We start from the raw sequence: 26,796 nt of genomic DNA, 5'->3' as shown, positions 1-26,796 counted from the left end.
TTATTCAGTTCTACCCTGACCTACATGTAAACGAGCAGGGACTTTATGATTGGGACGGCGGAGCGACCTTCCCACCACCATAACTCCCTATCCAGTTACCAAACTAAACTTAAGGAGCCGCATTAACATGACCGGAAGAAAACCCGAAGAAATGACCGATGTTACCCTGCTTGGCAATCAAGGCACACAATACGCCTTTGCTTATGATCCCGCTATTCTCGAAAGTTTTGATAATAAACACCCGTACCGCGATTATTTTGTAAAGTTCAATTGCCCGGAATTCACCAGCCTGTGCCCGATTACAGGACAGCCTGATTTTGCAACCATCTACATCAGCTACATTCCTGATATTAAAATGGTAGAAAGCAAATCCCTCAAGCTGTACCTGTTCAGCTTCCGTAATCACGGCGATTTCCATGAGGACTGCGTTAATATCATCATGAATGACCTGATCAAGCTAATGGACCCGCGTTATATCGAAGTTTGGGGCAAGTTTACGCCACGCGGCGGTATTTCCATAGACCCGTATACCAACTACGGAAAACCGGGAACCAAGTATGAGCAAATGGCGGAGCATCGTATGATGAATCATGATATGTACCCGGAGACCGTAGATAACCGTTAAGATTTTTATTCTCGCTACACTTACTCATCATTAAACAATGAAGTGCACCTCCAGAATAGACACTGGATAACCTCATGGTTGATCCGGTGTATTCCAAAGGTGCACTTTTTAATCGTCCCGTTTGGTTATTTTGTAACTTTTAACTGAGCGCTGTCCGCTTTATAGATAATCTTTACTTTATATTTACTTGGCAAACCTACCGTTTCAATGGAAGAAAATGCTCCATTCCGTTTACCATAGGCTAAAATTGTGGTGCCGTTAGCCGGTACATATTTGTTAGAAAAATTCAAACGTAATTTCCCGTTAAGCAGGGCTGTTCCCTTAATTTTGAGCACGTCATTTTTACTGCCCAGGTTGAGTTCAAGTGCTCCCTTGGCTGATTGTTTGTAATCCCCGCCAATAACCAGCTTTCCAGAAGTATGGGTACGGAGAGTACCTCCATTATTCGTAAACCCACCACTTCCGAAAGCCGTCTCCGAATTCCCCTCCAGAATGCCTTGGTCGAGCTGTGTTCCGCCGGAATACGCATTGTTGCCCATGAGCTTCAGCGTACCTGTTCCCTTTTTAGTCAGCTTTCCAACGCCGGAAATATTGTTGCGCCAGCGATCCAATGCATTAAAGCCACCTTTGGAGGAATCCATAGTCACGGTAACATGATTGGCAAAAGCACCGTAGCCGTCCGCGGCAGAAAACAGATTAAGCCGTCCCCATCCCTCGGTATCGTCAAGCACCGGATAACCGGATGGAAGACCTGTTGTGGCCAAAACCCAGCGGCGTTGTGTGCTGTCAAGGTAAGGCAGACGTGTCTCCAGCAGCACCTCCGCTCCCTTAGGCACCGTCATTGGCGTAGTCGTCGAATTCATCTGACTAAATCCGTAGGTCAATCGCTCGGTATAGCTCTTTTTGTTGGCAGCGTAATTGCTGAACCGATCAGGTGAAGTACCCTTTTGCGTTAACAATTTACGGTGAGCGTCCTGATAAGCTGCTTTCTTCAAGCTGCTATTGGCCGGATCAGACAGGATGGCAGCCGCCATCGCAGTTGCCATGACACGTCCTCCCATCACATCAAATGGCGAATGCATACCAGCAACAATACGATTGTTGCCCAGCTCCGAAGCTCGTGTAAGCAGTTCCTGGTAACGCTCTGGTACAGCATAGGCCATAGCGATAGCACTGAGATACGCAGCATTGGTATGACCACTAGGAAAGCCGCCATCCTTGCTAGGGTCCGGATTTTGAGCTGGCAGCAAAGTCGGAACTACAACTGAATTATCGCTCCAGCGAAACGGACGAGGGTAGCTAAAGTACGCCTTAGCTGAGCTTGTCGAAGAGTAATCCCCACGCAAGGTATTTACCAAATTCACGATATTGCCAAGACTGGAGCTTGTACTGCCTGCATTGGTTCCCTCATCTTCGTATTTTTTAGTCAAGGCATCTGCCGGAATGTCGTTGATTGTTGTGTTTGCCCCTGCATTCTTTCGATATACATCGGTAAGCGAACCCAGACCGTCAATCACACTGTAGCTCTGATTTCTGCGATCATCCAAATAGGCCGCATCGGCCTCACTGGAGGTGCGGTGGGCAGCCATATCCATAACTTTTTGAATATTGGCATCCAGTACACTACTGTTTAGCTTGGTGCCCGTATCCCAGGTTGCACCAGGAGTCCAAAGCTTGTTAAATCCGGAGAGCAATCCGAGGGTCGGATTTGAACTTTCCGTCTTATTAGCAGAGCTGTTATTTTTATAATGATCTACAAAATATCCCGAAGTCGGCTCTGCTGGAGTTACCGTTGTTGGCAGGGTTGCCGCACTCGCATAACTTCCTCCCAGGGAGCCCAGAAGTAAGGGTACAGATAATAAAGCAACTGATAATGGCTTCTTTAGCAATTTCATTGTCAAATCATATCCTCTCTTGTGCTCTTCATACGTTCTCTGTGTTCATCCATACAGCAAGTTGTATAGCATAAAAATCATATCTTCCATTTGTTAAATGAAGAGCTTTGTTTTGTAAACCAGGTGCAACAGTTGTTTCAGATAAGCTGATAACGAAAAAAAAGGCATCTCAAAAGCCGATTATGCGACTCTTGAGACACCCTCATTCAAGCGATTATGGGAACATCATTTACCTTACAGCCATACTTCGATAACTTTGCCATTTACGAACCCCACCGCTTTGAAATAAAGACTACGGTTGCCGTATACCCAGGCTTCGACTTGGGTTCCGTTTGAAGCAGATCCCCTTTCTCTGACTGTTGGGTTTCCCCATGCAAACTGAACCTGTGTCGTATTCATGCCCACGCTGACCTCATTATTTTTAATCTTGTTCCACATAGCTTGCGACCATTGATATTTCTTGTAAGGATCGTAAGTCAGAAATTGATCGGAATCGGACAGCATTTGTGGAATGCGTGAAGCTCCAATCATGGAAAACGTGTCATAAGTTACGCCATTGGCACCCTGGAAAATAACTTCATAAGATTTAACACCATTCGGGTCCGTGCTTACCTCGATATCTTTAACTGTTACTTTGCCAAAACGCTCTCCAGCGCTATAGAAGTTATTGACCCAATAGGTTTTGCCAATGAGTTTGGACAGACTGCCTAGATCAATGGCTTTGATAATTTTTGCCGTTTCCGGCGTTTCAATCACAAGCTTGGTAGCACCCACAGATAATTCCCCTTGCTGCCGATCACGATTCCATTTGAATCCACCCAGCTTCAGATCGGTCAGTAATGTTCCTGGGAACACCACCTGTCCATTGACCGTTTGAACCTTGCCTTTGAGCGCAACAGATTTTCCATTCACAATCGCGGAGGAACTCCCTTTTTGGAGTACAATATTGTTTTTGCCCAGCTTGATCGTAAAGGTCTGATTTTCCACGGTTACCGATCCGCCCAGTGTCTTGAACACAGACTGTACAGGCAAATACACATTGCCGTTCAGCATAGCCGCCCCGGTCAATGTTTGGTCGGATGAAACTTTCAGAGTAAAAGATGATGGTATACCTTCGGTACGCAAAGATACGGCTGTGCTGCCAATGCCCCGTACTTTGAGTTTGCCCGAGCCGTCCTGCTGCAGCTCGGCAACCTGAGGCTTCTCTACTTCAATTTCACTGGCTTCGGGATGTCGCGTGAGTCGATACCCATTGGAATACGTCTCCTGCACATTCAATTGAATGCTGTCACCGATCGCACCCTCTTTGGAGGTCGTCAATAGGGTCATCCCTGTTAATGTAGGTAAACTTAAAAGAGTCGTGATACCATCCTTATAGCCGACCCATGAACCATCCTTTAATTGCGCAAAAAGCTCGTCAGGCGAATCAACCAACCGCACAACATTAGACAATCCGCTAAGCTGCACCGCCGGATATTTTTTCATCCGATCATAGCTCCACACCGTCCCGTCCTGATGCACAGTAATCAAGACATGTGTGCCTTTTTTCCACAATATCGAAGCAATATCACTCCCCACTTCACGCGGCGGTTCATTCGTCAGCATATCCAGCATCGTGACATGACCATCTTCCTTAAGCACCGCAGCATACGCCGTACTCATTTTGATATCGAGCGCACGGTCTACATGTCCTATCTTGCGCGGCTTGGATTCTTCGTAACCTGTGGAATACCATACATCACTGGATCGAGTAAGAACCGTAAAGTAGGTGCTTACCTTATCGCCGTCGATGGCATCTGATATTCCCTCGACCTGTCCTCTTCCCCAAGAGACCGTCCCATCGTATTTAATAGCCAAGCCCTCTCCCGTGATCTCTTTAACTCCTGAGGATTGATTCGCTACTGTTGCATGGTCAGAATAATTATCCCAGTTGGCTATCTTTCCGTCCTGAGTCCACCCGTAGTAACCTAGACTCTCGTTTTTGCTACCCGTAATTCCCTTCAAATTCAATTTTTCAATAACTGGGCCATCTATACTCTTTCTCCATATTGAACCGTCATCCAGTAAGTAGTTATCCCGGTCGACCACATCCATGATTTTAGCAGTTTTCCAAGAGCTGTTCGTGATTACATCCGTCGCTGTCTCTGCCGCTACCGCTGTTGAGCCGTTGTTTAATGTAGTGCCTGCTATCGCTCCACAAACCATCGCTGCAGCCAGTACAATCTTCCCTGCTTTTCTCATGCTTGCTCCCCTTTTCTTTCCCTATTTCCATATCAGCATTTTGCATAATTCCATTCCCAATGCTCAAAACTCTGATTGCTAATCGGAAATCGCTCTTGAGATTTATGTAAAATGCTCATATATATATCGGTTTCTAAAATGATTAACATTTGGATTTCCATGATACGCTAACAAAATTCCGAACTAAAACAAGCAATAACGAGTATGCAGCAGTATGGGTTAGCAGCACCGAGTAAAGGCAGGCTTTATTCCACTTTCAGCCATTTGCTGCAAACGGATCGCTTCCTATATCTTAAAATGTACATACATAACCGGAGGTTGCCATGACTACTAAATCTGCAGTAAAAAAAGAAACGGGCCAATCGCTCCCGCTTCAGGGGCCACAAGCGAAGGGCACCGTTTTTGCGATTCTGATTGCGATCAGCTTCGTCCATCTGTTTAATGACTCGATTCAATCGGTCATTCCTGCGATCTTTCCGATTTTGAAGGAGTCCATGCGCCTGAACTACACGCAGATCGGCTGGATTTCTTTCGCCATTAATTTTACAGCTTCCATCATGCAGCCCGTGATCGGCCTGTTTTCAGACAAGAGACCTACGCCCGCTATCCTTCCCATCGGTATGGGCTTTACGCTGACAGGTATGCTGCTCCTTGCCTATGCTGTGGATTATAAAGCGGTGCTGCTCGCGGTGATCTTCGTTGGTCTGGGATCAGCCGCCTTTCACCCGGAAGGCTCGCGAGTATCCCATATGGCGGCCGGATCACGCCGTGGGCTGGCCCAATCCATTTTCCAGGTTGGCGGCAACGCGGGCCAGTCACTGGCACCGATGCTTACAAGCTGGATTTTTATCCCGTTAGGGCAATTTGGCGCCATCTGGTTCACAGGTATTGCTGCAGCCGGGATTGTGGTGCAGTCATTCATCGCCCGCTGGTATGGTAACGTCCTGCGTACAGAAGGCGTTGCACGCAAAAAAGCGGTGACACGCCGTATGAAACCCCAAGTACGCAACCGCATTATGTTTGCCATGATTGTTCTCATTCTACTGGTATTCGTCCGTTCATGGTACTCGACCTCGGTCGGAAGCTATTATTCGTTTTACCTGATGGAAGTGTTTAAAATGCCACTGGCTGATGCACAACTGTACATTTTCCTGTTCCTTGGAGCTGGTGCGCTAGGCACCTTCTTTGGCGGCCCACTGGCGGATCGTTTTGGTAAACGGAATATGATATTCCTGTCCATGGTATTGGCCGCGCCACTTGCACTATTGCTGCCTTATGCCAACCAATTCTGGACTGCTATCCTGCTGCCAATAATCGGTTTTATCATGCTGTCGAGTTTCTCCATTACCGTTGTATACGCGCAGATGCTCGTGCCTGGCAAAATCGGAACGGTGTCCGGTCTGATCACAGGCCTCGCTTTTGGTCTTGGCGGAGTGGGAGCGCTGGTGCTCGGCAACTGGATCGACAAAGTAGGCATCACGAACATCATGTTCCTGTGTGGCTTTTTGCCGCTGCTCGGCATTTTGACCTTCCTGCTTCCTACAGATAAAACCCTGAACCGCTGGGCCGAAGAAAATGGAGCCGAAGTATAACAGGTATATATCACGATTCATTTTCTGCTTCAGCCAAACGCATCAGAATACGACGCTTTTTGTATAGCATTTTACCCGCCTCAGCGACGTCACGAATGGCGCTTCGATTGGCGATGGAACCGAACAAAATGCCCGCAATCGGGACCAGCTGGAGCAGCTTTTTCCATCCAAACTGGTCTCGATACGTATTCACGACTTCTCTCCACCCCTGCATTTGGGAAAATACCTGTGCCTGGCGTGAAGGGGCATCAAACAAGGCCAGTTCCTCCAGCACAGCCTTTTTGCCTACAATATCGGATGAAGCGAATTGCATACACTTAATGATAAATATGCGTTCCTGCTTATCATCGGGATTGAAGCCGTAGCACAACGCCATTTCCTGAAGTACTTTGAGCGACAAGCCGAGCAAAATGGGAATATCCGCCGCGATGGTAAACACACCGCCAATCCCTGTCGTTGCTCCCTGAGCGGTGGCAAAGGTAATACGACCGGATATCATATCGTCAGCGGTCTGATCCATGATCGTGAGCGGCAGCTCAGCCGCCTGCTTGAGCCCCCATGCCGGTTCAGGGCTGCGGTCCGAATCAGTACCATTTTGCCGAATAATATATTCACGAGCCGTTTGTTCCAGCTTGTTTAGAACGGTTTCTTCTTTCACCAAATATTTGCCACCGTTTTGAATGAAGCTTCCCAGTTCATTAAGCAATTGCTCCAGCTTGTCTTTAATGATTTTAGGTGTCAGCCGATCCAGTAGCATAAATGGCCATCTGCCGATTTTTTCCCAGAAAAAAATGTCCTTCTGCTCTTTCTCCCACGCCTCAATATTATTTAGCTCATGACGCAATTGGTCCTGATCTTCACGATATGGTGCAACCTGCTTCATAGAAGTACACGTCTCCTTTTTAACCATGCTTGTTTATGTATGGGTTATACGTAAGTAAGGTGAGTTCAGGTTTCTCTTTTTGTACATTTTTTAAGTTTAGCTTATATAGCGAATGAGATGTTATAGTATGTTAAATATACGTACGGATCGGAGTGTAACCATGAATAAATCCACATACACCTCACAGGCTGCTTCTATCACTGACGTAGAGCTTGTCCCCTACCATTGTAAGCATGATGCCATTTTACATACGTTTTATCTGCCTGAGGATCAGCAGCAGTTTACCGGAATGCCGGATGAAATGCTGGCACTGGCCAAGCAGGATCCCCACCGTCATCCTGTCGTCATTACGGCTAACGGAAGACCTGTTGGATTTTTCATTTTATACGATGGAGACGATCTAGCGGATTATACGAATACTTCCGAGGCTCTGCTGCTGCGTGCTTTCTCTATTCATTACGCAGATCAAGGACAAGGGTACGCTAAACATGGGCTGCTGCAGCTGCCCCAATTTATTCTCAAGCACTTTCCAAATGTTCGTGAAGTTGTACTGGGGGTCAATACCCGCAACCGGCCTGCTCAAAAGCTCTATCTCACGTGTGGCTTTCAAGATGAGGGGGACACCAAGATGGGGCCTCATGGAATGCAGCATATTTTGAAAATGAGTCTGCATCGCTAACCTCTATGCGCCCTCACCAAACAAAAAACTCTCGGTGCTAGCACCGGGAGTTTTTATCATTCGATTTCTCCTAACGAAAAGCTTAGCTTGTAATTGCCGTACTGCGTCAATTCATCCAGCATGGTATTAAGCTCTGACTGTGACGACATGCGCAAGCGCATCCAGTAACAGCCCTCCCCACTAACCCGATGAATCTCAACAATAGAGGGATGCTTCCGAGCAAAAGCCAGAAAAGCACTATGAACGGTTCCTGAATTCAAAAATACCGTAATAAAGGCATGAATAGTCTGCCCAATTTTTTCAGGGTTCCAGCGTAGCGTATAGCCTTCGATGATGCCCGCATCCTGCATTTTTCGAACACGCGCTCCTACCGCTTGACCGGTAAGATGAACGAGCAGACCAATCTCCTTGTGCGATAAAGAGCTGTCTTCAATCAGATGATGAAGAATGCGCAGGTCGATCTCATCAGGCACAAATAGTTCCATAGCCATTTTTCCTTTCATCATGAAACGAGAATGCTTGTTTTCCTTTCAACAGGCCATAGCCTGCATCTTTTGCGTCAGATATGATTGTAACAGAAACAACGAACTGCCGAATATATCCGGCTAAAAAATTCTTTCGATTATACAAAAGGAGCTATCCATATATGAAAATCACACTGATCCGCAATGCAACCCTATGGCTGGAATATGGTGGGGTAAAATTTCTGATCGACCCGATGCTGAGCGAGCCTGGTGTAAATCCACCTGTTCCAAATACGGAGAATGATCGTCGAAATCCGCTAGTTCCTTTGCCTCCACAATGGGAAACGCTCGGACAGCCAGACGTTGTGATCGTTACGCATTTGCACCCGGATCATTGGGACCCGGCGGCTGTACAATGGCTGGACAAGCAAATTCCCGTCTTCTGTCAGCCCGGTAATGAAGAGCAAATTGCTGCTGACGGTTTTACACAGGTGAATCCGATTTGGGTGGTTGGGTCTATGAGAGAAATTGAGATTATCCGCACAACCGGACATCACGGTACTGGAGAAATCGGGGAACAGATGGGCCAAGTGTCAGGCTTTGTGTTTCAAGCTCCAGGTGAGCCTGTCGTCTATGCGGCCGGAGATACGATCTGGTGCAGTGAAGTCGCGGAAACACTCGACAAATACCGTCCTGACTGGACGATTGTGAATGCTGGAGGAGCACGGTTTACGGTAGGTGACCCCATTATTATGACTGCCCAGGATGTGACGGTGGTAGCGCAGCACGCCCCTTACACACAAATCGTGGCTATTCACATGGAAGCGATCAATCATTGTCTGCTATCTCGCTCCGAGCTTTCGGAACATATCAACCGTGAAGGTTTGGGGCAGCGTGTCCATATTCCGGCGGATGGAGCGACGATTTCAGGATAGTCACCGTTTGCGCCCATTTCGAATATATTGGGTTTCAAAACGCCTAAAGAGGGATCAACAATGAATTTGCAATATCCTTATTACGGTACAGAAACCCAGTGTAAAGAAGTACCGATTACTTTTCCTCCCCAGCATCAATACAGACAGCCGGGGTTGGAGTATCTGATGGTTCCACGCCCTATTTTTGATAATCCAAAATATATCGGCACGGGAAAGCTTCAGGATCGGGTAGCTATTATTAGCGGCGGTGACAGTGGTATTGGTCGTGCGGTTGCTGTGGCTTTTGCCAAGGAAGGGGCCGATCTGGTCATTGCCTATCTCGATGAACATCGGGATGCGATGGAAACCCGCGATATTATTCACAAACTCGGCAGACGTTGTTTGTTAATTCCGGGCGATCTGAGGCAAAAAAGCAACTGCTGCCTGGTTGTCCAAAAAACGATGGAAACCTTCGGCCGTATTGACATCCTCATTAATAACATGGGGGTTCAGTTTGTACGCGAATCGTATCTGGATATCAGTGAACAGCAGCTTCGTGATACATTTGACACGAATATTATTTCCTTCTTTCATATGACCACAGAAGCATTGTCAATACAGCTTCGGTTACAGCCTATCTTGGTAACAAAAATCTGATTGACTATTCAGCTACCAAAGGAGCCATTGTCAGCTTCACCCGTGCTCTGGCTAATCATCTGGTCGATTACGGTATCCGTGTGAACGCCATTGCTCCTGGTCCCTTCTGGACTCCGCTGAATGCAGCCACACAGCCGCCTGAGGTGATTCGCACCTTTGGCACCAATACGCCGATGAAGCGTGCCGGGCAGCCTTATGAATTGGCCCCTGCCTATGTGCTGCTGGCTTCGGATGACGGCTCCTACATTACAGGCCAAACGCTGCATGTCAATGGCGGACAAATGGTAACGACCTAAACAAGGAACCTCCAGTATCCACATTTCGAGTGGGACTGGAGGTTCCTTTTATCCGTTTACATATGAACCTTAGCGATAGCCAGACATGGAATTCTAAGCCGATCTTTTGTTTTTGTTGTATATATCGAAGGCAACCGCCAGCAGCAGCACCAAGCCCTTGATCCCTTGCTGCCAGTCAATACCCAGACCGATCAGAGACATGCCGTTATTCAGTACGCCCATGACCAAACCACCGATAATGGCTCCAAAAACGGTCCCGATCCCGCCGGATGCCGAAGCACCGCCGATAAAGCAAGCTGCGATGGCATCCAACTCAAAGTTCGTACCTGCTCTCGGCGTAGCCGCGTTCAGACGTGCAGCAAAGATCAGACCGGAAATGGCGGCCAGCACGCCCATGTTCACGAATACCCAAAACGTTACTTTTTTCGTTTTGACACCGGACAGACCCGCCGCCTTTTCATTCCCACCCAGCGCATACACATGACGACCCATAACCGTGCGATTCATCACGAAGGAATAAACGACAATCAGAATGAACAGCAATACGAGAATGTTCGGGATTCCTGCATAACTTGCGAGCATAAAGGTGAACAGATTGATGATAGCAGCCACCACAATCAGCTTGAGTACAAATAAAGTCTGTGACGGAACCTCAAAACCGTATTTAAGCTGGGAACGGCGCTCGCGAAACTCATTAACGATAAACCAAACCGTGAGCGCGATGCCGATAATGATGGATACCAGATTGTAACCGGAGGATGCAAAATCCGGCAGAAAGCCTGAACTGATTTTTTGGAAGCCCCCCGGAAAAGGAGAGATGGATTGGCCTTCCAACACAATCATCGTTAATCCGCGAAAGAGTAGCATCCCTGCCAATGTTACGATAAACGCTGGAATCCGTACATAAGCGACCCAGAACCCTTGCCATGCGCCAATTAACGCCCCGACCAGCAAAGATGCAATCACAGCGATCCACGCTGGAAGCTGCCAATCGACCATCATAATGGCTGAAACCGCGCCAACAAAAGCGGCTATTGAGCCGACAGACAAATCAATATGTCCAGTGATGATAACCAGCACCATCCCGATGGCCAGCACAAGAATGTAGCTATTTTGCAGAATCAGATTCGTAATATTAATCGGCTTCAACAGCAGGCCGCCTGTCAGCACCTCGAACAAGATCATAATGACGACCAGCGCAATCATCATGCCATATTGGCGGATGTTATTTTTAAATAGTTTAGCTATGGTTTCCATGCTTCACGCCTCCTGACTTGGTCATATATCTCATCAACGTTTCCTGCGACGCGTCCTCACGGCTAACTTCTCCGGTGATCCGCCCGGCATTCATGACATAAATCCGGTCACACAAGCCTAGAACCTCTGGCAGCTCAGATGAAATGACCAGCACGCCCTTGCCTTCAGCGGCAAGTCGGTGAATAATCGTATAAATTTCATATTTGGCACCCACATCAATGCCGCGCGTCGGCTCATCGAGGATCAGAATATCCGGCCCGGCAAAAATCCATTTGCTCAGCACCACCTTCTGCTGATTGCCACCGCTCAGATTGCCTGTTTTTTGTAAAATGCTCGGCGCTTTGATGTTCATGCTCTTTTTCATATCCTCAGCAACGACGACTTCCTCCTGCTCATTGACGACAGCGCCCTTCGTCAGCTTGTTCAGGCCGGTCAGCGAAATATTGCGCTTGATATCATCCATCAGAATCAGACCATATTCCTTGCGATCCTCCGTCACATACGCAAATCCATTGTTAATCGCGTCCGTTACCGTGTTATTCTGGATCGGCTTGCCGTCTTTAATCAGTTGACCGGAAATGTTGCGTCCGTACGACTTGCCAAAAATGCTCATCGCCAGCTCCGTCCGTCCCGCCCCCATCAACCCGGCAATACCGACAATCTCACCGCGCCGAATGTTCAAGTTCACCTGATCCAGCACCTTGCGTTCCGCATGATGCTCGTGGTAGACCGTCCAATCCTTCACTTCCAAAATGACTTTGCCGATCTCTGCATGGCGCTCCGGATAACGGCTGGTCAGATCGCGTCCAACCATCCCGCTAATAATCCGGTCCTCGGTGACCTCATCCTTTTTCATATCCAGCGTCTCAATCGTCTTTCCGTCCCGTAAAATCGTGATGGAATCCGATACCTTCGCGACCTCATTCAGCTTGTGGGAGATCAGAATACAGGAAATGCCCTGTTTCTTAAATTCCAGCATCAAATTAAGCAAATTTTCGCTATCATCCTCATTCAGTGCCGCCGTGGGTTCATCGAGAATGAGCAGCTTTACCTTTTTAGAAAGCGCTTTCGCAATTTCGACCAGTTGCTGCTTCCCGACCCCGATATTCGTAACGAGTGTATTGGGATTTTCGCTCAAACCGACCTTGGACAGTAGATCGCGTGTACCCACAAAGGTCTCTTTCCAATTAATCACGCCGCCACTGGCGCGTTCGTTGCCCAGGTAAATATTTTCTGCAATCGACAGATACGGGATGAGTGCCAGCTCCTGGTGGATAATAACGATACCCAATTCCTCGCTTTGCTTGATATCCTTGAACTCGCACGTTTTTCCCTGAAAAACAATATCTCCTTCGTAGGTTCCATGCGGATATACACCGCTCAGTACCTTCATCAGCGTCGATTTGCCCGCACCGTTCTCACCGCACAGGGAATGGATTTCGCCTTCCTTGACCTTGAGATTTACATTTTCCAATGCCTTCACGCCGGGAAAGGTTTTGGTAATTCCCTTCATTTCCAATATGATTCCAGTCATGGGATACGCTCCTTTCGCTTTAGATGGCCTGCTCTTATTTCAGTCCAATTTGCTCTTTGGTGTAATAATGGCTGCCGACAATATCCTTTTCGACATTCGTGCGATCCACCGAGATCGGATCAAGCAAATAAGCAGGAACTATCTTTTTCCCATTGTTATATGATTTAGTGTCATTCACTTCCGCCTGCTTGCCCTGTAAAATACTGTTGGCCATCACAACCGTCTGCTCAGCCAGCTTGCGGGTATCCTTGAATATGGTTTGCGTCTGCTCTCCAGCCACAATCGACTTGATCGAAGCCAGCTCCGCATCCTGCCCCGTAATGATCGGCAGCGGCTTGTTCGCTGATCCGTAGCCAACCCCTTTGAGCGATGAAATAATCCCAATGCTAATTCCGTCATAAGGAGATAACACCGCGTCCAGATTGGCCCCCGAATAGTAAGCACTCAGCAGATTATCCATCCGCGACTGGGCCAAGGCTCCATCCCATCGCAGCGTAGCGATTTGCGCCATCGTCATCTGCTTGCTGCGTACCACCAATTTGCCTGAATCGATATATGGCTTGAGGACCGACATCGCACCGTTAAAGAAGAAATAAGCGTTATTGTCATCCGGCGAACCACCGAACAGCTCTATATTGAAGGGGCCTTTGCCTTCCTTGAGTCCCAGCTTCTTCTCAATATACGCCGCCTGCAGCACGCCCACTTTAAAGTTGTCGAAGGTTGCATAGTACGTCAGATACGGTGTGTTCCGAATCAGACGGTCATAGGAAATCACTTGAATCCCCCGGTCATGTGCCTTCTGGATGACGTCCGTCAGCGTGTTTCCGTCCACCGAAGCGATGACCATAACATTGACACCCTTGGTGATCATATTTTCGATTTGAGAGATTTGGTTTTCCACCACATCCTCGGCATACTGTAAATCCGTTTTATAGCCTTGCTCCTGAAACAGCCGGACCATATTCTCCCCGTCTCCTACCCAACGCTCGGACGATTTGGTCGGCATGGAAATACCCACATAGCCCTTTTCCTTGCTGCCCGTTCCACTCTCCGCCAAATTACAGGCCGAAAGCATTAAGGCTAAAACCAGAAGCCATATAGCGACAGCTCCTTTTTTCATGTGAAGCTCCCCTTTCCTCATGTGATGCGGGTCATTTTGAAGGTAAGTGCTGATTAGAGCATAAATTAGATAGCGCTTACAATAGAGTGGCGACGAACACCTCTCCTTTTCTTATGTGCAACCACATGGTATCATTCCAGCCCGGGAAAGGTCTTTGCTGGTTTTGAACTTTTTTTATAAAATTTTAACCTTTGTGTGGGATGAGAAGGGATGGATTGGTTAGGGTGGACCATGGTATGAAATGCAGGCAAATAAAAGAACTTTACCAGGTTAGATCTGATAAAGCTCTTTTATTCCTTCCTTTTCTATTTTATCTTAATGACAAAGTGACTTCTTCAGTTGACCGAATCCGGCCGATTCTCGGAAAGATGTATTTACAAACATAATCGTGCTCCTCGTTCGTCGAAGCTGTCATGGCATCCTCCACAAAAATCTGATGATATCCAAGCTGGTAGCCTCTCTTGCTGTAGTATCCACGCCAATGAGAGGTAGAAATACCACAAAGTACAATGGTATCAATTCCACGACGACGCAGCTGCAAGTCAAGATCAGTACCAAAGAATGCACCCCATTAACGCTTGGTAATGATATATTCGCCAGCCCCGATGCCGAGAAGGCCAATCCAGCTAACAAAGCGATATGACCGGTATTGCCGGATAATTCCGTTATATATACGGTTATGATGGGTTCTACCGAATATAACGCCACTGTTAATACAAAAAAAGTGACAAACATCGTAATCGTCAAACTCTTTTCAGGAATAATGCGCCATATTTCCTTAATACCAAGTGTTTTTTGGTGCTCACGGACAAACGTTTCCTTTACAAATAAAAGGGTAGTCAAAAAGGCAATCAGCAGCAACACACCTGATAAAAAATGAATCTTGTAATCCAAAATGTTCTGCTATAAACCCGCCGATTGTAGGTCCAAGCAAAGAACCGGCAATATTGGCTGTTGAAAGTGTACCCAAGGCCCAGCCCGCGTGTTCCTTGTCCGTCTGGGTTGTAATCAATATAGTACAAGCTGTGCTATACCTGTGATAGCACCTTGCAGTATTCGGAGCCCGATCAATACATATACATTATTTGCAAACCCCATGCAGCCTACGACTCATGATGTGAGAGGGTTCTCGTGAGTTTTCTGGGGTATCTTCCAGTTTCCTTAAATTTACTGACATTACAGTAGTGAATGTGAAAGAAAAGCTTATTGATATTCATCGACATCGATTAAAAACACCCGCTCCTGAAAGCCACCTCGGGCCTCGGCTTTGCCTGCTCTTAGCTTGTCCAGTTCTGCCGCATTCGCTCCATGTACTTCTGCCAGCGCCTGGATGACTTCCAGCATATCCGCCAGTTCTTCCAGCGCATCCTGATCTTTTTCCGCTTCAAAATATTCCTCCGCTTCTTCACGAAGCTTCGTTCGAAGCGCCTGTTTATATTCCTCCGGGTCCAAGATGCGTGTGCTGCATTCCTTGCCCTGAGCTGTAATCAGGTTCGGGATCTTATCACGTACCAGCTTGTTATATGTACGCATATGAAATGCACCCTTTCTGCTATGGAGTCTTTAATCCGTAACCAATATCTCCCTTTTCGCTATTATACTGCATAGCTGGATCAGCTACCATTCTTCGTGATAAACGCTTTAGAATATGATCTGTTCTATAAAGCAGCTTGTCTACTTCCTCCGGCTTCATCGTCCCTTTAGATGCACATTCCTCTCGGGAAATAAGATAATGGACTGTACTCATAAACAGCACGATATCTAAACTCGACTCAGCATTCTTGTGGATTAACCTGAGCAGATCGGTTACGGATAGGTTAAAGGATGAAGGAATGACCTGATTTCGATGAACATAAATGGCCTTCGCCATAGAAAACATCGCTCGATCACAAAGAACGAGGCAGTTATGAAACTGATTATGATTGCGCATCATCTGTGCAAGCTGTATTTGATATTGGGCAAGCTTTTGAAAATCCATGATGCAATTCAATATGTTGGAGTCGCTGTATGTGGGGAATGTGAAATCTGAATCACTATGTAAGCGCGGGCTTAAGGAGTAATTTTTCATGCAGAATCAACTCCTGAATATAAATTCATAAACACTGTGAGCAACATAGCATAGTTATGAACCATTAAAATGTATAATTTTCTAGCTAATCGGAAAAGCTTTATAAAAAAATATTACTACATAGTAGTATTTAAATCAATTTACTTACTAAGAGTTATTAATTACATGTAATACTTTCTCTACACTTCTAACTAAAGAGAGGTGTAATCATGTCTGAACTTCTAGAATTAGTCGGTACACGTATTCGCGATATTCGGAAATCCAAAGGGCTTTCTCAAGAAGCTTTAGCCGAAAAAGCAGGATTCAATTCGAGTTATATCGGTTTTATCGAGCGTGCAGAGAGAAATATATCTTTGAAAAATCTAGAGAAAATAGCGATGGCATTGAACGTGAGCGTTTATCAATTACTTACATATGTGAAGGAAAATGATGAGCTTACCGAAGAAGATTTGAGTATCAAAAATATTTTAACTCTCCTGAGAACGCGTGAAGCCAAAGATACGGAAATGGCATTAAAAATTCTTACGGATATATTTATAAGATTCGATGAACGTTGAATAATAAAACAGTCAGCAATAACAAAAAAGGAACTGCGCTTTGCAGTTCCTCATCTCTAACCCCTTACGACAACGCCAGCATTGCCTTCATATCTTCCTCCGCTGTAGTAATCAGCTTCAAGCCAAACATCTCGACAAGTACATCCAACACACCCGACGAGATAAACTCCGGTGGCTTGGGTCCGATGCGGATGTCCTGAATGCCAAGGCTGAACAAGCCTAACAGGATCGCCACGGCCTTTTGCTCAAACCAGGACAACACGATGCTGACCGGCAGCTCATTCACTGTACAGCCAAAAGCATCAGCAAGCGCCAAAGCGATTTTCACCGTGGAACCGGAATTGTTGCATTGCCCCAAGTCAATATAACGTGGAATGCCGGTATCTCCAACGGTACCGTAATCTACATCATTGAAGCGGAATTTACCGCAGGACGTGGTCAGAATGACCGTATCATTCGGCAAGGATGTAGCCAGTTCGCGATAATAATTGCCGCCTTTACCCGGTGCATCACAGCCTGCAATGACGAAGAAACGGCGGATATGTCCGTCTTTAACCGCCTGAATAATCTCGGGAGCCAGTCCGATGACCGTCTCATGATGGTATCCTGTCGTAAGCACCTGTTCAGATTCTACATCTGCGGCTGGCAGTGCCAAAGCGCGCTCAATCAGTGGAGAGAAATCGTCGTTCACAATTTTGGCAACACCCTCCAGCCCGGCTACTTCATAAGAGAAGAAGCGGTCTGCATACGTACCTTTAATCGGCATGACACAGTTCGTCGTGGCAAGAATCGCGCCCGGGAACTCCTCGAACAGTCTGCGTTGATCGTACCAGGCCTTGCCGATATTGCCTTTGAGATGTGCATATTTCTTCAACGCCGGATAACCGTGGGCTGGCAGCATTTCCGAGTGGGTATAGATGTTGATGCCCTTTCCTTCGGTCTGCCGCAACAATTCCTCCAGCGCATATAAATTATGTCCGGTCACAACGATGCATTGACCTTCGATTTTATTCTGGCTGACCGTAATCGGCTGCGGAATGCCAAAACGATCCGTATGCGCACGATCCAGCACATCCATGATCCGTACAGCCGCATTTCCGACCTTCATCGCCATTTCCAAATGCTCTTGTACATTAAAGTTAGAATTGGTTAAGGTCATATATAACGCTTCGTGCGTGATACGATCCACTTCGGGATCGGTATAGCCCAGTTGTCTGGCGTGGGTCGCATAAGCGGCAATCCCTTTTAAGGCAAAAATCATCGTATCCTGCAAGCTTGCTATGGTTTCATTTTTACCGCATACCCCAACGACAGTACACCCGCCACTCGGCGTCTGTTCACACTGATAACAAAACATATTGTTGTCCTCCAAATATTGATGATATTTGTTTGTTATCCTCAGCGTAACAGACCCTCAAATGCTCAGGTGTGATTATACACACATTTTTCAGGTCATTCCTGATCCGACACGCTGCCCCCGACTCCACCACCCTTACGGTACTGAACCGGGGAAACTCCCATGGCCTTTTTAAAAGCAGTGCTAAAATAGTGCTGGCTATCGTATCCGGTACGCTCAGCTATATCGTAGATGGACAACGTGGTGGAGTCCAGCAATTGCACCGCTTTGCGGATACGGGCGCGCGTGACGAGGGTCACGAAGCTATCGTTAAGCTCCTTTTTGAGCACACGGCTGAGATACACAGTGGATACCTGTAGCCGCGAGGCCAGAGCCTCCAGTGTCAGCTCCCGATCCGCATAGCCTTCCTGAATAAGCTGCCGCGCCCGGCGCACCAGTGGAGATAGCTGTGATTCGCCGTACACACGGTCACGGCACACCCGGAACGCCTCAATCGCACCTTCCAGTCCCCCGGCGTTGGGCTCCACATGCGTATGAACCGCTATATTCAGATAGCGCCCAATCGCCTGCTCTATGGAAGCGCCGATCGTCTCTGGTGCCTCCTGCCACAGGCATATGCCGATCAGCCCGTTTGCTTCGCGAAACAGGACATGCGGTCGGTCCTCCAGCAGCTCGGCAATGATATTTTCTGCGGCAAAAAGAAACAACTGGCGGTCATTTTCGCGCATAATCGCTTGTCGTGTCTCTATTGCTGGCCACCGCACCACGCCGATCTGAACAGGCGCCTCGGCTGGAAGACGTAAAAACGCCAGCTGCTCCATGACGTCTTTTCCCGTGTGCTGCCCTTCAAGCCATTCCAGACAAAAGCGCTGGCGCAGCAGCGGAATATTTCGCTGTATCTGCTCGGCAGCTTGCTCTACATAAGCGGCACGCTTGTTCTCTTCGTCAAGCCGCTGACCGAGCCGTGACAATGCAGCATGAAGCTGCTCTGCATCCACCGGCTTCAAAATATAGTCTTCTACGCCAAGTCGCACAGCCTCCTGGGCATAAGCAAATTCATCATGCCCGGAAATGATCAGACAGCGGCATGCCGGACGTTCTTCCCGCAGGCGCCGAATCAGCTCAATCCCGTCCATGATCGGCATATTCATATCGACCAGCAAAATGTCGATGCCAAGCCGAACCGCCAGCTCCAGCGCTTCTTCACCGTCCTCCGCCTCATCTGCAACCTCCATGCCCAGAGCCGTCCAGTCTACGCAATCCCGTATCCCTTCACGGATGATCGGCTCATCGTCTGCGATCAGTACTTGGTAACGTTTTTCAGTGTAACGTTGTTCTGTGTTACGTTGTTCTGTGTTACGTTGTTCCGTCCCTGTAGTCATTGATTTTGTCATCCTGATCTTCTCCTTTTTCATGAGGCTTTCTCAGTTGTCCCATATCCCGCAGCAACGGATGAATGATCGTAACGCAGGTCCCTGTCCCTTCATCACTCTCCAGTACAATTCCATATTCCTCGCCAAAGGATAACCGGATTCGTGCCTGTACATTCAGCATGCCGTAGCTTCTGCTGTTCACATTTGCTCTGCTTTGCTTCTGCTGTTGTTCCATCGCCTCCAGCGGCATTTCCAGCAAATTCTGCAGCTCACGCAGCCTTTCTGCCGCCATACCTGCTCCGTCGTCACGAACCGTCAGCAGCAGCTTGTCGCCATCGGCTTTAGCTTCCACTCGAATCGTGCCGGGGCCTCGTCTGGCCTTGATGCCGTGATAAATGGCATTCTCCACCACAGGCTGAAGAATTAGCTTTAGCACAAACAGCTCCTCCAGCTCCTCGGATACGATCAATTCCCAGCGAAGTCTGTCCCGATACCGGGTTCGCTGGATTTGCATATAGCTTGAAATATGCTCCATCTCGGAGCGAAGCGGAATAAAGTCATCTCCCTTGCTCAGTCCGAGGCGGAACAATTTCGACAGCGCCCCGACCATATCGGATACATCGTCTGCCCCATTTTTTCGGGCCATCCAATGAATCGTATCTAGCGTATTGTATAGAAAATGCGGCTTAATATGCTCTTGAAGACTACGCAGCTCGGCATCCCGTTTTTGCCGCTCCCGAAGCTCGCTGAGCGACATGAGACGGCGAATTTGCTCCAGCATCCGGTTAAAGCTCCGGCCCAGCAATCCGACTTCATCCCAGCGATCACTCCATTGGCGAACCGTAAGATCCCCGGTCTCTGCCGTCCGCATATAGGACATCAGCCGGAAAATCGGCTGCGCAATAGAACGCGACAAGCGCAAGGATGCCGTTAAGCCAAACAGACATACAATGAAAACAAAACAGACGACGTAGAATTTAATTTGCCGCACCTCCAGCGTCGATTCCCCTGCGGGGAATACCCCCACCGTTCTCCAGCCTGTAAATTCGGAAGCACGGAACATGAACAGCAGCTCCCGACCTCCGGCTTGACGGGTAAACATCCCGCTGTCACCTGCCCCGAACCATTCCGGGGGAATACGCTCAATCAACGGCATATCCGGCATATACACGCTGCGTCCCTCGGCATCCGTCACCATTAAATACCCCGTTTTGCCCAAGGTCACGTCTCTGGCGGCCTGCGACACAGCCCGCAGCTTGAGATCAATCATGATCACGCCCAGCACGCGCCCCGTCTCCGAATCTGTGACCGAACGGACGACAGATACAATTTCACTGTCCTTATACCGGACATGAGTAGTCACATTACGGTGGCTCGGCTGTCCCAGCACGGTGAAGATACCTGCATGCTGCGCCGCCTGTTGGTACCAATCCTCTTCGGTCAGGCTGCGCGTGCTTCGGGCATACATTTCGTTGCTGATATAGTCACCGTTTTCGTTTACGATTAGAATCCCGGCAATTTCGGGATATAAGGTAGTAAAGCCCTGCAGAAACTGCTTCATGCCATATAGCGTGTCCTGTGCCTGTACAGAGCTTGCTGTCTGATTGCGGAAGGTTGCCGAGTTCTGTGCCCGTCCCCTCTGATCTTCCGGTTTTACTGCACTCGTATGATCCACACAACCTGCATGACCCGCATGACCGTCGGCCAGCGTCCGGCCTTGCCAAAACTCCCCGATATCCGGGTTAAAACCAATCAGATATGTCATGTTCTGCAGATTTTCCATTTTGGTATCCAGTGCCTCGTTCACCTTGCCAATCAACTGCATCGTATGGTCTTCCACCTGCCGCTCAATAATCCGTTCTACCGTCCAGTTGACCAGCAGACCTAATCCCAACGAAGGCACGATGCCAAACAACAAGAACAACAGCATGAGCTGATACCGTAAAGGCATATTGCGCAAGCGCAAGCGCTGCATCTTTTTGCCCATTCCAGTGTGGATACGCTTCCATATTTCAGAATTTAAGCTTTGCCTTTTCCTCTTCTGTTGATCGTCATTTCGCATAATAATCATCTACATTCTTCCTTGTGACAACCGAAATGCCTGTATCCACCCGCACGGGCAGCGGGGCGTTATCACCTGAGGAGGAGGGTGCTGGAATCGTCAAATGATGGTGCAGATGGAACAGATATTGAAGCGACCAATACCCCATATTCCATGTTCCCTGGGCAATCGTTGCCGAGATCGTTCCTCCGCGGATCATATCCAATGTCGCCTTATTCGTATCAAAAGAAATAATTTTCAGCGGATGGCTGTTTTTTTGGCTTAGCACTGCTTCACCTACACCTGTTCCTCCCGTTGCATCGGTCACAAAAATTCCCGCCAGCTTCGGGTAAGCCTTCATTAATCGGAGCGACTCATTCCGGGATACCAGCGCGTCTGCACGACCATCTGCCACCTCTACCACCTTCATGGCAGGGTACTGCCGCTGGATGGTATCGCGAAAGCCACGCGAGCGTTCCTCATGATTTTGCTGACCGGGCAAGGTTAGAATGGCGACTTCACCTTCCCGTCCCAACAGCTCCGCCATTTTATCCGCAGCGGTCACCCCCGCCTTATAATTATCCGTTCCCAAAAAAGAATACGCCCTGCTCCCGGGTGCTCCTGCATCAAACAACACCACAGGAATGCCCGCATCCAGTGCCTTATTAATCGCCGGAATCAGAGATTCAGGATCAATCGCGGAAATCGCAATCCCTGCGGGCTTACGAGCAATCGCCTGTTCAATAACAGTCGTCTGCTCCTGCGCATCATAACGGGTAGCCCCACGGTACTCCACAGTCACTCCCAAGGCGTCCCCAGCATCCTCAAAACCCTTCAGACCGCTTTTCCAATACTCCAAACCAGACTGGAATGTAATCATCATATAGGTTTCTCCGATATTGCCTCGCAGCCCCTTTTCCTCCCAAGTACCCTTCAACGGACCGGATTGTTCATACCTGAACACATAGAGCGCAAAGGCCGCAATCAGCAGCATATATACCAGCAGCGTTTTTTTCATTTGCCCACCTCTTCCGTCGTATCCTCAAGCTGTGCATTTATTGTGATTTTATTTAAATTGTAAACGCAATCATATTAAATTGGAACTACTTCCACTCTTCCAACTTTCAGGTAGCGTTAATCCTGCACTAATGTTTCTGCGTTACAATACCTGCAATTGTGTTATAGGAGCCTACACAAATCTTTTGGAAAAGGAGTGATATGGATGAGCAAGCCGCGTATCGCGGAGTGGACAGAACTGCGGGGTCTTGCCTACCTCGCTGTCGTGCTTCAGCATTGCATTGGCGAATATATTTATCGCAGCGACATCCAGCAGCCGGATTCCGTGATGCTTGCAATGCTGTACCATTTGACACGCTTCGGCACACCAACGTTCGTTTTCCTGTCTGCGGCGCTGCTTTTTTATAATGGTAACAAACCGATTGGCTATCCCCGTTACATTGGCAGACGGTTTCGAGATATTTATGTTCCATTTCTCTGCTGGACGGTCGTTTATTGGCTATGTACTCAGAACTGGTCGACTGCGCAGTGGGGAAATATTTATTTTTACAAGGGCATGCTTGAGGAAATGATTATACCTGTCAGCGGATATCATTTGTGGTTTGTAGTAATGATCTTTCAGTTTTATATTTTATTTCCCTTATTTGCGAAAGCAACCAGGCAGGTGCAGGCGTTTCTACATCGTTATAGCACGAAAAGACGTAAGCAGCTTGTTTTGGCTGTCATGCTGATAGCCGCTGCGGCTTATGCGCTGCTGTTACAATGGTCCTACTATGACATGTCTGCATGGAGCACCCGTTTGCCGTCCTTTTGGCAGGCTCTGCTAGATTACCGGACCTATAACTTTGTCATGTACTTTTTCTATTTTATGCTGGGTGCAGTGTGCGCCTATATGACGGACACCTGGCGGGAACTGGCCAAACAGACGTTATCTTGGAATGTATTTGTCTTTATTGGTCTGTTCATGCTCATGGGTCACACTATGCTGATCCAGTCTGGCGATACGATTAATCTTAATATCTCCACCTATCTTAAACCAAGCACCTTTGTGCTGATTGTCTCGCAACTGCTGTTGTTGTACGGACTACTGCTCCATTTGCAAAAAGACAAGCGCTCCGAGCCGTTTCGCCGCATGCTGAACTGGATCGGACGTTATTCCTTCGGGGGATATCTGGCACATGCACTCGTGCTGTCCTTCATATCCTATTACACACGCCCGCTTTCGCTGGGCGATCATCATTTTACGGCTACGCTAATTACGTTTATTGTCGTAGCAAGTGCTTCTCTGGGCATCAGCTGGCTATTTGCCCATCTGCCAGGAGGCAACTGGATTGTCGGCTCAAAAGGGCGTCAACGGCTAAACTGGCCGTTTCGTTTCCAGCTACCTTCCTCCAAACGTGCTTCCAAAGGTACGTAGGAGCTTGGCTGATCTTCTACGTCTGTTTTCCAGTTCGGAGTTCTGATCCAAACAAAATCAAGACTTTTGCAGGGCTCTCTTATGGAGCTCTGCTTTTTTGTTGGCTTGGTCTACCGCACCATCCCCCAGGCTTATTAACATTTTATGACATGAACATGTATTTTATTTAATTTGCCAAAAAGGAGAAGATCACTTGAAAAATACAGGTATGACTCGTCCCTTAGATACGTTAGGCCGGATTGTTGTTCTTAAGGAAATGCGGACCTCTATGGGCATTGATGCTGGCGATCCTTTAGAATTTTATATAGATGTTGAAACAGGCTTATTGAGTATGCGGAAGTATATTGGAGTCTCTTGCAACTTGTGCAATTCAACCCAGGATTTAAGCTATTTCAGGGATTCATTTTTATGTAAAAGATGCATACTCGAATTGAAAGGGAATATAGATGTAAGTCTAATACTTGTTCCTGTTGTCAAGGCACCTGCGCACAAAGATAAAAGAGCAAATCGGTCGTCTTCAAAAAAATGGCTTGAACAACTAAGAGAACTCATGCGCGAGCATCCAACAGCCAAGCAAGGCGAATATGCTGAATGGCTTGGCGTGTCGCAAGGCCGTATTTCCCAGCTTAAAAAGCTGTTATAGTTATCGCTCCATCGCATTTAAGCCAAACTAAATAACCAGTCGCTGATTGATTTCAGAAGACTGGTTATTTAAACTTGCTAATTGACATCCCTTTTACATTTAGTTTTCGTTAACCGAGGTTGAGGGGGTCCCTGACTCCCGCTTCAATTGGGCTTCATGTGGAGCCCCGGACTTACGGTCGAAGGTAATCGGTCCTTTACGGTTAACGAGCCGCTTCAGATCGACGGTCATTTCATTTTTCAGCTTATCAATGAGCTGTTCCTCTTTGATTCCCTTGCTTTTAGCAATATCGGCCAATGATTTCCCTTGTCCCAGCTCATTCTCTAACTGAGCAGGAGTGATGCCCAAAAGCTTGGCTACTTTTTCGTTCAGATGATGATTCCAGCCGCCAGGCCGTTTACCATGCCCATGCCTGTGAACATGCCCTTGTCCATGATGGTCCTGTGGCTCCGTATTTCCTTGAGGAGCCTCACTTTGGATGGAGTTGTTGGGAGTAATAGCTTGCAACTGGTAACCCGGTTCTATACCGGAAGCTCCTGTCGCCCCCGCACTACCGTAAATCATCACTCCTCCATACAGGATTGCAGCGGTCAATTTCCATTTGTTTTTCATGTTGCAGACCCTTCCTTTACTCTTTTTCCTCTATATTTTCACTTTCCGCTTTTTTTATTCGTTTTCACGCCTGTTAAGTAACCATAAAACGGTAAAAAAACGATCTCATGCAAATTTCTATCATGATTACATCCATCCTTCAATCTACTCTGGCTCCTGAAGAAGTAGTAGAACTTAAATTTTTGTAGGTTAAATATTAAGGAAGCTATGATAAAATATTTTCGTAATTGCTTATAATTGAATTTATGGAAGTAAATGATGTATTCGGCTTGCTACGGGCTGCAAAGCATCATAGTAAGACTAAATGCAAATTAACCAAAAAGGAGAAATGTCAAATGGAACAAAAAAAGAGTAAGGTTATTTTTATCAATTTTAATTTGTTTCTTGCTTACATTGCCAGCGGTAACTGCACAGGCGGCAACAACGATCACCTCAAATCAAAGTGGCACCCAAGACGGCTACTACTATGAGTTGTGGAAGGATTCCGGGACCACAAGTATGACTCTCAATAGTGGTGGCACGTTCAGTGCCCAGTGGAGTAACATCGGAAATGGGTTATTCCGTAAAGGTAAGAAATTCGACGAGACCCAGACACACCAGCAAATTGGAAACATATCAGTAAACTACAGTGCCAACTACCAGCCAAACGGCAATTCCTATTTATGTGTCTATGGGTGGACGGTTGACCCGCTCGTAGAATATTACATCGTCGATAGCTGGGGCAGCTGGCGTCCGCCCGGAGCAACGTCAAAGGGTACCATTACCGTTGACGGGGGGACATATGACATCTATGAGACCATTCGAGTCGACCAACCTTCCATTAAAGGCACTGCAACTTTTAAGCAGTATTGGAGTGTCCGGACGTCAAAGCGCACGAGCGGAACCATATCTGTTAGCGAACACTTCAAAAAGTGGGAGAGCTTAGGAATGACAATGGGTAAGATGTATGAAGTTTCGCTTACGGTAGAGGGATATCAAAGCAGTGGGAGTGCTACTGTGACTAGTAATACGATTACGATCGGCGGCAGCTCCGGCGGCGGAACTACTCCTCCTCCAAGCACAGGTACGAAAGTGGAAGCCGAGAGTATGACAAAGGGCGGTCAGTACACCGGGAATATCAGTTCGCCGTTCAACGGAGTCGCTTTATACGCCAACAATGATTTGGTGAAATATACGCAGAATTTCTCCAGCGGCACCCATAGTTTTTCACTCCGTGGTGCTTCGAACAACTCCAACATGGCCAGAGTCGACTTAAAAATCGGCGGAGTGACAAAGGGTACTTCTATTTCGGCGGGAGCAATCCTGCGGTCTATACTCTAAACAATGTCAGCCATGGAACCGGAAATCAAGAGATTGAGCTCGTTGTAACAGCCGATAACGGGACATGGGATGCTTACATTGATTATTTGGAGATCAACTAAAATCCCGAAGCATTTTATATATTTTTTTGCATACTCCTTATTGTAAAATAACAAAATCTTGAAAATTGCAATCTGTTATACAATGACGGTTAACAACTAGAAATCGCTATAAATATATTCATAAGAGATGCAG

22 protein-coding genes and 2 pseudogenes are annotated in these 26,796 nt (G+C 47.4%); 9 read left to right on the top strand and 15 right to left on the bottom strand.

Annotated elements, in window-relative coordinates; genetic code table 11:
- The first annotated feature begins 127 nt into the window (after positions 1–127).
- Positions 128–625 carry a preQ(1) synthase gene (gene queF / locus LCF57_RS26840; RefSeq protein WP_226003392.1) on the top strand — a complete coding sequence of 166 codons (498 nt, stop codon included), beginning with the start codon at positions 128–130 and terminating at the stop codon, positions 623–625.
- 125 nt (positions 626–750) lie between these two features.
- On the opposite strand, the gene LCF57_RS26835 is transcribed toward queF, so the two are convergent.
- Together LCF57_RS26835 and LCF57_RS26830 are read right to left on the bottom strand one after the other, a co-directional pair.
- Complete coding sequence (locus LCF57_RS26835; protein WP_226003391.1) at positions 751–2,520, bottom strand: acid phosphatase; 1,770 nt, start codon at positions 2,518–2,520, stop codon at positions 751–753.
- A gap of 234 nt (positions 2,521–2,754) precedes the next feature.
- Positions 2,755–4,761 (bottom strand): copper amine oxidase N-terminal domain-containing protein, encoded by a 2,007-nt coding sequence (locus LCF57_RS26830; RefSeq protein WP_226003390.1) that lies wholly within the window; start codon positions 4,759–4,761, stop codon positions 2,755–2,757.
- Between the two features lie 323 nt (positions 4,762–5,084).
- Here LCF57_RS26830 and LCF57_RS26825 point away from each other — a divergent pair, with 323 nt between their 5' ends.
- The gene (locus LCF57_RS26825; protein ID WP_226003389.1) at positions 5,085–6,353 is read left to right on the top strand and encodes an MFS transporter; all 1,269 of its coding nucleotides are present in this window, start codon (positions 5,085–5,087) and stop codon (positions 6,351–6,353) included.
- A 10-nt stretch (positions 6,354–6,363) separates the two neighbouring features.
- Here the strand turns inward: LCF57_RS26825 and LCF57_RS26820 are convergent, their stop codons facing one another.
- Positions 6,364–7,236, bottom strand: coding sequence for an EcsC family protein (locus LCF57_RS26820; RefSeq protein ID WP_226003388.1), 873 nt, complete (start codon positions 7,234–7,236; stop codon positions 6,364–6,366).
- Positions 7,237–7,396: 160 nt separating this feature from the next.
- On the opposite strand from LCF57_RS26820, the gene LCF57_RS26815 reads away from it, so the two are divergent.
- Entirely contained in the window at positions 7,397–7,915 is a 519-nt protein-coding gene (locus LCF57_RS26815; RefSeq protein ID WP_226003387.1) for a GNAT family N-acetyltransferase, read from the top strand.
- A gap of 56 nt (positions 7,916–7,971) precedes the next feature.
- On the opposite strand, the gene LCF57_RS26810 is transcribed toward LCF57_RS26815, so the two are convergent.
- Positions 7,972–8,400 carry an Lrp/AsnC family transcriptional regulator gene (locus LCF57_RS26810; RefSeq protein WP_025716259.1) on the bottom strand — a complete coding sequence of 143 codons (429 nt, stop codon included), beginning with the start codon at positions 8,398–8,400 and terminating at the stop codon, positions 7,972–7,974.
- Positions 8,401–8,561: 161 nt separating this feature from the next.
- Between LCF57_RS26810 and LCF57_RS26805 the strand changes: the two genes are divergently transcribed.
- Together LCF57_RS26805 and LCF57_RS26800 are read left to right on the top strand one after the other, a co-directional pair.
- Positions 8,562–9,314 carry an MBL fold metallo-hydrolase gene (locus LCF57_RS26805; protein ID WP_226003386.1) on the top strand — a complete coding sequence of 251 codons (753 nt, stop codon included), beginning with the start codon at positions 8,562–8,564 and terminating at the stop codon, positions 9,312–9,314.
- Positions 9,315–9,374: 60 nt separating this feature from the next.
- Positions 9,375–10,246, top strand: a pseudogene (locus tag LCF57_RS26800) (SDR family oxidoreductase).
- 93 nt (positions 10,247–10,339) lie between these two features.
- On the opposite strand, the gene mmsB reads toward LCF57_RS26800, so the two are convergent.
- The 6 genes from mmsB to LCF57_RS26770 all read right to left on the bottom strand — a co-directional run bounded on the left by mmsB (position 10,340) and on the right by LCF57_RS26770 (position 16,135).
- Positions 10,340–11,503, bottom strand: a complete 1,164-nt coding sequence (gene mmsB, locus LCF57_RS26795; RefSeq protein WP_226003385.1) for a multiple monosaccharide ABC transporter permease — start codon at positions 11,501–11,503, stop codon at positions 10,340–10,342.
- Positions 11,487–13,037, bottom strand: coding sequence for a multiple monosaccharide ABC transporter ATP-binding protein (gene mmsA, locus LCF57_RS26790; RefSeq protein ID WP_226003384.1), 1,551 nt, complete (start codon positions 13,035–13,037; stop codon positions 11,487–11,489). Before mmsA ends, mmsB begins: the two co-directional genes overlap by 17 nt.
- Before the next feature lie 34 nt (positions 13,038–13,071).
- Positions 13,072–14,157, bottom strand: a complete 1,086-nt coding sequence (gene chvE / locus LCF57_RS26785; RefSeq protein ID WP_318840815.1) for a multiple monosaccharide ABC transporter substrate-binding protein — start codon at positions 14,155–14,157, stop codon at positions 13,072–13,074.
- A gap of 310 nt (positions 14,158–14,467) precedes the next feature.
- Positions 14,468–14,698, bottom strand: coding sequence for an isochorismatase family protein (locus tag LCF57_RS26780; RefSeq protein WP_226003383.1), 231 nt, complete (start codon positions 14,696–14,698; stop codon positions 14,468–14,470).
- A gap of 662 nt (positions 14,699–15,360) precedes the next feature.
- A complete protein-coding gene (locus LCF57_RS26775; RefSeq protein WP_226003382.1) occupies positions 15,361–15,690 on the bottom strand; it encodes a nucleoside triphosphate pyrophosphohydrolase in 330 nt (109 codons plus the stop codon).
- 19 nt (positions 15,691–15,709) lie between these two features.
- Positions 15,710–16,135, bottom strand: coding sequence for a hypothetical protein (locus LCF57_RS26770; protein ID WP_226003381.1), 426 nt, complete (start codon positions 16,133–16,135; stop codon positions 15,710–15,712).
- 299 nt (positions 16,136–16,434) lie between these two features.
- On the opposite strand from LCF57_RS26770, the gene LCF57_RS26765 reads away from it, so the two are divergent.
- A complete protein-coding gene (locus tag LCF57_RS26765; RefSeq protein WP_226003380.1) occupies positions 16,435–16,782 on the top strand; it encodes a helix-turn-helix domain-containing protein in 348 nt (115 codons plus the stop codon).
- A 64-nt stretch (positions 16,783–16,846) separates the two neighbouring features.
- Here LCF57_RS26765 and hcp read toward each other — a convergent pair whose 3' ends face one another.
- The 4 genes from hcp to LCF57_RS26745 all read right to left on the bottom strand — a co-directional run bounded on the left by hcp (position 16,847) and on the right by LCF57_RS26745 (position 22,571).
- On the bottom strand, positions 16,847–18,139 hold the full coding sequence (gene hcp / locus LCF57_RS26760; RefSeq protein ID WP_226003379.1) for a hydroxylamine reductase: 1,293 nt from the start codon (positions 18,137–18,139) through the stop codon (positions 16,847–16,849).
- Positions 18,140–18,234: 95 nt separating this feature from the next.
- Positions 18,235–19,521 carry a response regulator gene (locus LCF57_RS26755; RefSeq protein ID WP_413232238.1) on the bottom strand — a complete coding sequence of 429 codons (1,287 nt, stop codon included), beginning with the start codon at positions 19,519–19,521 and terminating at the stop codon, positions 18,235–18,237.
- Positions 19,496–21,583 carry a cache domain-containing sensor histidine kinase gene (locus LCF57_RS26750; protein ID WP_413232237.1) on the bottom strand — a complete coding sequence of 696 codons (2,088 nt, stop codon included), beginning with the start codon at positions 21,581–21,583 and terminating at the stop codon, positions 19,496–19,498. Before LCF57_RS26750 ends, LCF57_RS26755 begins: the two co-directional genes overlap by 26 nt.
- The gene (locus tag LCF57_RS26745) at positions 21,564–22,571 is read right to left on the bottom strand and encodes a substrate-binding domain-containing protein (protein ID WP_226003377.1); all 1,008 of its coding nucleotides are present in this window, start codon (positions 22,569–22,571) and stop codon (positions 21,564–21,566) included. Before LCF57_RS26745 ends, LCF57_RS26750 begins: the two co-directional genes overlap by 20 nt.
- A gap of 204 nt (positions 22,572–22,775) precedes the next feature.
- Between LCF57_RS26745 and LCF57_RS26740 the strand changes: the two genes are divergently transcribed.
- Positions 22,776–23,987, top strand: coding sequence for an acyltransferase (locus LCF57_RS26740; RefSeq protein ID WP_226003376.1), 1,212 nt, complete (start codon positions 22,776–22,778; stop codon positions 23,985–23,987).
- Between the two features lie 193 nt (positions 23,988–24,180).
- Positions 24,181–24,630: an AbrB/MazE/SpoVT family DNA-binding domain-containing protein gene (locus LCF57_RS26735; protein ID WP_226003375.1), complete on the top strand. Its 450-nt coding sequence runs from the start codon at positions 24,181–24,183 to the stop codon at positions 24,628–24,630.
- A gap of 99 nt (positions 24,631–24,729) precedes the next feature.
- Here LCF57_RS26735 and LCF57_RS26730 read toward each other — a convergent pair whose 3' ends face one another.
- Positions 24,730–25,242, bottom strand: a complete 513-nt coding sequence (locus LCF57_RS26730) for a hypothetical protein (protein WP_226003374.1) — start codon at positions 25,240–25,242, stop codon at positions 24,730–24,732.
- A 369-nt stretch (positions 25,243–25,611) separates the two neighbouring features.
- Between LCF57_RS26730 and LCF57_RS28045 the strand changes: the two are divergent.
- Positions 25,612–26,663 (top strand): annotated as a pseudogene (locus tag LCF57_RS28045) (glycoside hydrolase family 11 protein).
- The last annotated feature ends 133 nt before the right edge of the window (positions 26,664–26,796 follow it).

The sequence above is a fragment of the Paenibacillus sp. BJ-4 genome, assembly GCF_020404765.1.
In the GTDB taxonomy this organism is placed as follows: domain Bacteria; phylum Bacillota; class Bacilli; order Paenibacillales; family Paenibacillaceae; genus Paenibacillus.
The sequence above is the reverse complement of the archived record's forward strand: the minus strand, read 5'-3'. Positions and strand labels throughout refer to the sequence as shown.